The sequence below is a fragment of the Azospirillum sp. genome, assembly GCF_035627195.1.
Taxonomy (GTDB): domain Bacteria; phylum Pseudomonadota; class Alphaproteobacteria; order Azospirillales; family Azospirillaceae; genus Azospirillum.
Genome location: NZ_DASPMG010000239.1, coordinates 1 through 6,968, shown reverse-complemented (window position 1 = coordinate 6,968; position 6,968 = coordinate 1). Strand labels below are relative to the sequence as shown.

The 6,968-nt window shown below is 71.0% G+C and carries 6 protein-coding genes; 3 read left to right on the top strand and 3 right to left on the bottom strand.

The genetic code is table 11. The features are described from left to right. A partial coding sequence (locus tag VED21_RS21720; RefSeq protein WP_324885933.1) for a uracil-xanthine permease family protein occupies positions 1-1,524 on the bottom strand: 1,524 nt, incomplete at its 3' end. A 172-nt stretch (positions 1,525-1,696) separates the two neighbouring features. Here VED21_RS21720 and VED21_RS21715 point away from each other — a divergent pair. Then, positions 1,697-4,009, top strand: a complete 2,313-nt coding sequence (locus VED21_RS21715) for a PAS-domain containing protein (protein ID WP_324885930.1) — start codon at positions 1,697-1,699, stop codon at positions 4,007-4,009. A 23-nt stretch (positions 4,010-4,032) separates the two neighbouring features. Here the strand turns inward: VED21_RS21715 and VED21_RS21710 are convergent, their stop codons facing one another. Beyond that, positions 4,033-5,223, bottom strand: coding sequence for an SPOR domain-containing protein (locus VED21_RS21710; RefSeq protein ID WP_324885928.1), 1,191 nt, complete (start codon positions 5,221-5,223; stop codon positions 4,033-4,035). Between the two features lie 110 nt (positions 5,224-5,333). Between VED21_RS21710 and VED21_RS21705 the strand changes: the two genes are divergently transcribed. Continuing rightward, complete coding sequence (locus VED21_RS21705; RefSeq protein ID WP_324885926.1) at positions 5,334-5,855, top strand: MarR family transcriptional regulator; 522 nt, start codon at positions 5,334-5,336, stop codon at positions 5,853-5,855. A 17-nt stretch (positions 5,856-5,872) separates the two neighbouring features. On the opposite strand, the gene VED21_RS21700 is transcribed toward VED21_RS21705, so the two are convergent. Further along, complete coding sequence (locus tag VED21_RS21700) at positions 5,873-6,580, bottom strand: Crp/Fnr family transcriptional regulator (RefSeq protein WP_324885924.1); 708 nt, start codon at positions 6,578-6,580, stop codon at positions 5,873-5,875. A gap of 129 nt (positions 6,581-6,709) precedes the next feature. On the opposite strand from VED21_RS21700, the gene VED21_RS21695 reads away from it, so the two are divergent. Then, a partial coding sequence (locus VED21_RS21695; protein ID WP_414638263.1) for a NifB/NifX family molybdenum-iron cluster-binding protein occupies positions 6,710-6,968 on the top strand: 259 nt, incomplete at its 3' end.

Sequence of the window (6,968 nt, the reverse complement as noted above, 5' to 3'; positions counted from 1 at the left end):
GTCGAGGTTCAGCTCGTCGAAGCTGGCCTCCACCGTCACCGGGCCGCGGGCGAGGCCGGCGTGTGCCAGCGCCTCCAGCGTCTCGACGGTGCCGAAGATGGCGCGCTGCATCACGTCGCGCCGCGCACCCCAGGCGCTGCCCTGCTGCTCCAGGAAATCGTAGATGGCGGCGAGCGGCATCGCGCCCGGTTCGAAGGCCAGCTCCGCCCGGCGGCCGACGCCGATGCGGAACACCACGTTCAGCAGCAGCGCCGCCACGGCGGCCACCGTCAGCTCGGAATGGAACAGCGGCGCCAGCCAGTCGGGGACGTTGTGGTACAGGCCGGGCACGGCGGTGACGCTGAGGCCCAGGATGGTGCTGACGCCGATCACCAGCATGCGCCGTTCGTTTAGCATGCGCGACATGATCAGCTCCATGCCGGCGGTGATCAGGCAGGCGGCGGTGAAGATCAGCACCGCCCCCATGATCGGCGGCGGCATGAGGATCAGCAGCGTCGTCAGCTTGGGGAAGAAGGCGGCGGCGATGATCAGCGCCCCGGCGGCGAATCCGACGATGCGGGACGTGACGCCGCTGGCGAAGGACAGGCCGATGTTCGCCGACGACAGGCCGTTGCCCATGCCGCCGCCCAGCGCGCACAGCGTGGTGGCCAGCCCGTCGACGAAGACGCCGCGGCTGACGACGGGCATCTCCGTGCGCGCCCAGTGCGCCTTGTTCATCTTGTCCAGCGTGATGATGCAGCCCACCACGTCCATCATCGTCAGGAGAATGCCGATGGACAGCGGCAGCAGCGCCTCCATGCCGATGGTCAGCGCCGGGATCTGCGGCACCGGCAACGCCATCAGCGGCTCGCCGGCCAGCCGCGCGCCCAGGTCGGCCGGCAGCCGGCCCAGCCCCGCCGCCACCGCGTAGCCGGCGAGGCAGCCGATCAGCACGGCGTACAGCCGCGCCTGCCCCTTGCCCCACACCGACAGCAGGACGATGCAGCCCAGCGTGGCGAAGCCCACGGCGAGCGCGCCGGGATCGATGGTGACCGCGGCGTGGTCGTAGCCGGTGAAGCGGGTGACGCCGCCCTTCACCATCGACACGCCCAGCATCATCACCGCCACGCCGCACACCTCCGGCGGGAAGAAGCTGCGCAGCCGCGGCAGCAGGCGCGCCAGCCCCATCTGCATGACGCCGCAGGCCGCCAGCGTGCCGCAGGCCAAGCCCAGTCCGCCGCCGCGCGCCACCGCCATGAAGGCCGGCATGACGATCGGATTGGGAATCGACACCGCCAGGAAGCCGCTGCCCAGCCGGCTGGCCTGCAGCAGCGTGGCGATCCCGGCGCCCAGCACCGCGATGGTGACGAAGTTGTAGGTCTCCTCCGCCGACAGGCCGATCTCCGCGGCGGCGATCACCGGGTACAGCATGAACATCAGCGCCAGCACCATGTGCTGGACGGCCAGCACCGCCAGCGGGCGCGCCGGCGGCCGTTCGTCGAGCGCGTAGATGAGGTTCTGCGGGCGGTCCTGCATGATCGGCATGGTGCGGTGGTTTTGGGGAGCTACGATCGGCCGGCATCGCTGAACAAACCGTTAGCGCACACCGGAAGGCGGCGGTGAAGGTTAAAGCCTGGAAACCACCCCTGGGTATCCGCCGGCCGATCGTTTGCGCTATGATCGTCGCGAATGCTTCGAATTGGAAGGACGTGCGTGCATGGCCGGTGCCGGTCTGGCCCGCTTCGACGCCCTGGGGCGCCTTGCCGGTGCGAACCGGGCGTTCGCCGAATGCCTCGGTAACGATGGGGGCGGCGACAGGGGCGGCGATGGGTGTGCCCCGACGCTGGAGGAGTTGCTGGCCGCGCGGATCGCGACGGGCGCGATCACCGATCCGCTCGGCCGCACCGCCGCCGCGCTGGTGGAGCGGCTGCACGCGGGCGAGATGGTGGCCCTGCGCTGCCGGGCGGGCGCCTGGCTGGGCCTGACCCTGGTGGCGGAGGATGGCGGCGGCTGCGTCATGACGGCGGCCGACCTGAGCGCCGCGGTGGCGGAGCAGGGGCTGCCGGGCGGCCGTGAGTTGGGCGAGAAGCAGGCGCTGCTGGAGACGACCTTCGACGCCATGGTGGACGCCGTCGCCGGCTTCGACCGCGACCTGCGGCTGGCGGTGTGCAACCGCCTGTACGGCGAGATGTTCCGGTTGCCGGCGGAGTTGATGCGCGTCGGCACCGCCTTCGACACCGTCGTCCGCTTCATGGCCGAACGCGGCGACTACGGCGCCGTCGACGTTCCCTCCTTCGTGGCGGGGCGGGTGGCGGTGGCGCGGCGCACGGACACCTTCGATTTCCGCTTCACCCTGGCCGACGGCAAGGTGTTCGACGCGCGGCACAGCCCGCTGCCGGGCGGCGGCTTCCTGCGCCGCTACAGCGACATCACGGAAGCCGCGCGGGTCGAGGAGGCGCAGCGCTCAATCCTGGAGGCGATCGCCTTTCCGCTGGTGGTCACGCGCATGGCCGACGGCATCGTGGTGGCCGCTAACGAGCCGGCGGGCTTCCTGTTCGGCGCACCCCTGCACGAGGTGATCGGCCGCGCCAGCGCCAAGAGCTTCTACGTCGACCCCCAGGCGCGCGAACAGATGATCGGGCATCTGCGCGCGCAGGGCGGCCGCATCGACAACTTCGAGGCGCGCATGCGCACCAGCGACGGGCGCACCTTCTGGGCGCTGCTGTCGGTGCGCACCTTCCGCTTCCACGGCGTCGACTCGATCCTCACCTGCATCAACGACATCTCCGAACGCAAGCGGATCGAGCTGGAACTGGCGGCCAGCCGCGAGCTGTTCGAACAGGCGATCCGCGCGGCGCGCGACGGCATCTCGCAATGGGACCTGCAGACCGGCGAGATCTGGTTCTCACCGCAATGGTGGGCCCTGCTGGGCTATGGCGAAGACGAGATGGTCAACACGCTGGAGCGCTGGAACGAACTGGTGCTGGAGGCGGACCGGGCGGAGTCGCTGCGCGTGGCGCGCGATTTCGCCGCCGGCCGGCGCGACGACTGTCACCTGCTGCAGCGCTTCCGCCACAAGGACGGGCACACCGTCCACCTCTACACCCGCGCCATCAAGGTGACCGACGCCGACGGCGTCACCGTCAAGCTGATCGGCTCCCACACCGACGTGACCGAGCGCGTCCGCGCCGAGGAGGAGGCGCGCGCCGCCAGGGACGCGGCCGAGCGCGCCCTGAAGGAGCTGAAGGAGGCGCAGGCGCACCTTGTCCAGTCCGAGAAGATGGCGGCGCTGGGCTCGCTGGTGGCCGGCGTGGCGCACGAGATCAACACGCCCATCGGCATCGCGCTGACCGGCGCCTCGCTGCTGGCCGAGAAGACCGGAACGATCCGCACGGCCTTCGAGGCCGGCAGGCTGCGCAAGCCCGACTTCGCCGACTACATCGACACCGCCGCCGAGGCGACGCAGCTGATGATGCTGAACGTCGACCGCGCCGCCCAGCTGATCCAGAGCTTCAAGCAGATCGCCGTCGACCAGGCCAGCGAGGAGCGCCGCGTCTTCGACATGCGCGACTACATCCACGAGGTGCTGCGCAGCCTGGGCATGCGGCTGAAGAAGGCGGCGCACACGGTGGAGGTGCGGTGCCCAGACGACCTCGTGCTCGACAGCTATCCGGGGGCGCTCAGCCAGGTGCTGACCAACTTCGTGATGAACTCCATCGTGCACGGCTACGCGCCGGGGCAGGCCGGGCGGCTGACCGTCGCGGTGACCCGCCCGTCGCCGGACGACGTGGAACTGCGCTATTCCGACGATGGCCGCGGCATCCCGCCGGAACTGCACGGCCGCGTGTTCGAGCCGTTCTTCACCACCAGCCGCGGCACGGGCGGCAGCGGGCTGGGGCTGAACATCGTCTACAACATCGTGACGCGCACGCTGAAGGGCCGCGTCACGCTGGACAGCGCGCCCGGCCGCGGCACGACATTCACCCTGCGCTTCCCCCGCGTGACACCGGACGACCGGGGCGCCGTTTGACGTGCTCGACGTTGGGTTTGCGCCTACCGCGTGGCCGGCCGCAGGATGGTGCAGTCGACCTTGGCCGCGCTCGCCTCCTCGCAGAAGCGCGTGGCCTCGGCACGGTCGGCGAAGCCGATGCGCATGTGGACCAGCGGGCGCTGCCCGTCCGCCACGAAGACCGGCTCGCGGCCCTGGAACAGCGCCGGGTGCTTGCGCTGCATCCACGCCCACTCGTCCTGCGCCCGCTTCTCGGTGACGAAGGCGCCCAGTTGGACGCGCACGCCGCCCGCGGTGTCCGCCGGCGCCGGCGCAGCGGCGGGCGGTGCGAGGGCGACCGGGGGCGCGGCGACCGGCGCGCGGACGGCCGGGGCCGGGGGCGCCGGCATCGCGGGCGCCCCCGCCGCGCCGGGCGGCAGGTGGCCGGCGGAGGCGCCGCCCATGCCGCGCGCCTCGCGGTAATAGGCGAGGTTGCGCTGCACGTCCGCCTCGGCGAGGTCCAGGCGGGCGAAGCGCGCCGCGTCCGCCTCGCGCCCGGCGAGGCCGTAGGCCAGCGCCAGATTCTGCCGTACCTGCGGCGTGGCCGAGGGGCGGGTCGCCAGCGGTTCCAGGATGGCGATGGCCTCGGCGTGGTCGCCGGACAGCGCCAGCGAGAAGCCCAGGTTGTTGCGCGTGGTGGGGTCGTCCGGGGCCAGCGCCAGGGCGGCGCGGAACTGCTCCTGCGCGCCGCGGTGGTCGCGCATCATGTCCTTCGCCACGCCCAATCCGTTCAGCGCCTTGCGGTCCTTCGGATCGCGGGCGAGCGCGGCGGCGTACTGGCGCGCCGCCTCCTCCGGCTGTTCCAGCGCGATCAGCGCACGGCCGTAGCCGCGCAACGCGTCGGCGTTGCCGGCGTCGCGCGTCAGCGCCTGGCGCCAGACGTCCAGCGCTTCGCGCGCGTTGCCCATGTCGACCAGCACGGTGCCCAGCGCCACCAGCGGCTCGACCCGGTTCTGGCTGGCCTGATGGGCGCGCCGGTACATGGTGGCGGCGCTGAACAGGTCGCCCTGGCCGCGCGTGGTGTCGGCGATGCGCATCAGCGCGTCGTAGGTCTGCCCGCCGGCCGTCCGGTCCCCCTCCTTCGCCGTCTGGCAGGCCGGCAGGGCGAGCAAGGTGGCCAGAAGCGCCGCCGTAAGCGCGATGCGGACGCGCGGCTTGCAAGGATGGATGGTGCCCACGGCGCGAGGATATCCCATGGTTGTGCAGTCTCAACTTTCCGGCGTCAGAGTTAAGAAAACTTAAACACTTCCATACCTAGGGTAATTTCCGACAATTCGCGGCCGCGACAGAAGTGCACCCCTGGGCCATGACCACGCTCGAACAAGCTCCGACCGAAGACGTTGCCCGCAAGGACAAGGCGACCGCGTCTCAAATGTATCACGAAATCGCGCGGATCATCGAGCGGATGCACCGCCGCTTTCTCGACGTTTTGCGGATCGAGCTGGGCCGCATCGGCATCGACGACATCAGCCCGGTGCAGGTGATGATGCTGCTGAACATCTCGTCCGGCGAGATCAGCGTGCGCGACCTGATCGAGCGCGGCTACTACCTGGGCTCCAACGCCTCCTACAATCTCAAGCAGCTGGTCGACACCGGCTACGTCGACCGCTCCGCCTCGCCGCGCGACAAGCGCGCCGCGCGCCTGAAGCTGTCGGCCCGCGGCGCGGATCTGTGCGAGCGGCTGCGCGCCATGTCCGGCCTGCACGCCGACGCGCTGATCCAGGGCGACGGCGACCTGCAGGACTTCGAGACCACCTACCGCACGCTGCGCCGCCTGGAGCGCAAGTGGACGGACGTCATCCGTTCCGACGAGAGCGAGCCGTTCTGATAAGCCCCCGGTAACGATCACGGCTCGTCCGCGATGGCGTGCAGCGCCTCGCGGTCGCAGCGGAAGCGGTTGGGCCGCAGCTCGGTCACCGCGCCCTGGCGCTTCAGCTCGGCCACCATGCGGCTGGCCGTTTCCGTCGTGATGCCCAGCATGGCGCCGACGTCCTCGCGGCCGAACAGGTCGCATTCGCCGCGCGGATCCTCCCCCGCCAGAATCAGGAACAGGCGCGCCACCCGCGCCCTGGCGCCGCCGGTGCCCAGCTCCACCAGGAAGGCGTCGGCGCGTTCCACCGCCTGCTGCCAGCGGCGCATCAGCTGCTGGTGCAGGCGTGGCGTCTCGTCCGACAGGCGCTGGATCACGGCGCGCGGGATGCGGCAGGTGAGCACCGGGTGGATGGCGATGGCCGAGTGCTGGTAGGGCTGGCCCAGCACCGCCTCCAGCCCCGCCGTGTCGCCGCGGCGCAGCAGGCGCACGATGCGCTGGCCGCCGCTGGGCAGGTACTGCACCAGCTTGATCAGGCCCGAGCGCACGGTGAACAGCGCCGCCGGCTCGTCCCCCGCGTGGTAAAGGGCGCCGCCGGGCTGGACCTGCAGCACGTCGATAGGCAGGTGGATCAGGTTGAAGTCCGCCTCCGTCAGGTCGGCGAACAGCGCCAGGTCGCGGATGCCGCAGCCCTTGCAGTCGGCCAAGCCCTTCCAGGCGGCGGCGATGTCGGTCTTCCTCACGTCGGGTGCCCTGCAGTCCATGGCGGCGATTGTGGCATGTTATCGCACGCGCGCAAACGCCCCCGCCGACATGGCGCAAAACGGTTATCGTGCGGGCATCCCGGCCGCCCCCGTTTCGGAGCCCTTGCCATGAAGTTCGCCATTGCCATCCAGGAAGGCGCCACCCAGGACGGCGCAACCATCGCCACGCACGGCGGCCGCACCCGCTGCTTCCTGCTGTTCGACGCCGAGAAGGACGCGGAACCGGTCGCGGCCGGCCGCCTCGACCTTGCGGAGGATATGGTCCTGCACCTGCACGGCGATGGCAAGCCGCACCCCATCGACGCGGTTCAGGCGGTGATCGCCGGCACCTCGGGGCAGGGCTTCGTCAACCACATGCGCCGCCGCG

Coding starts and splice junctions, on each gene's coding strand:
- VED21_RS21715 (WP_324885930.1), top strand. CDS start 1,697: ATGGCCGGTGCCGGTCTGGCCCGCTTCGACGCCCTGGGGCGCCTTGCC.
- VED21_RS21705 (WP_324885926.1), top strand. CDS start 5,334: ATGACCACGCTCGAACAAGCTCCGACCGAAGACGTTGCCCGCAAGGAC.
- VED21_RS21710 (WP_324885928.1), bottom strand. CDS start 5,223: ATGGGATATCCTCGCGCCGTGGGCACCATCCATCCTTGCAAGCCGCGC.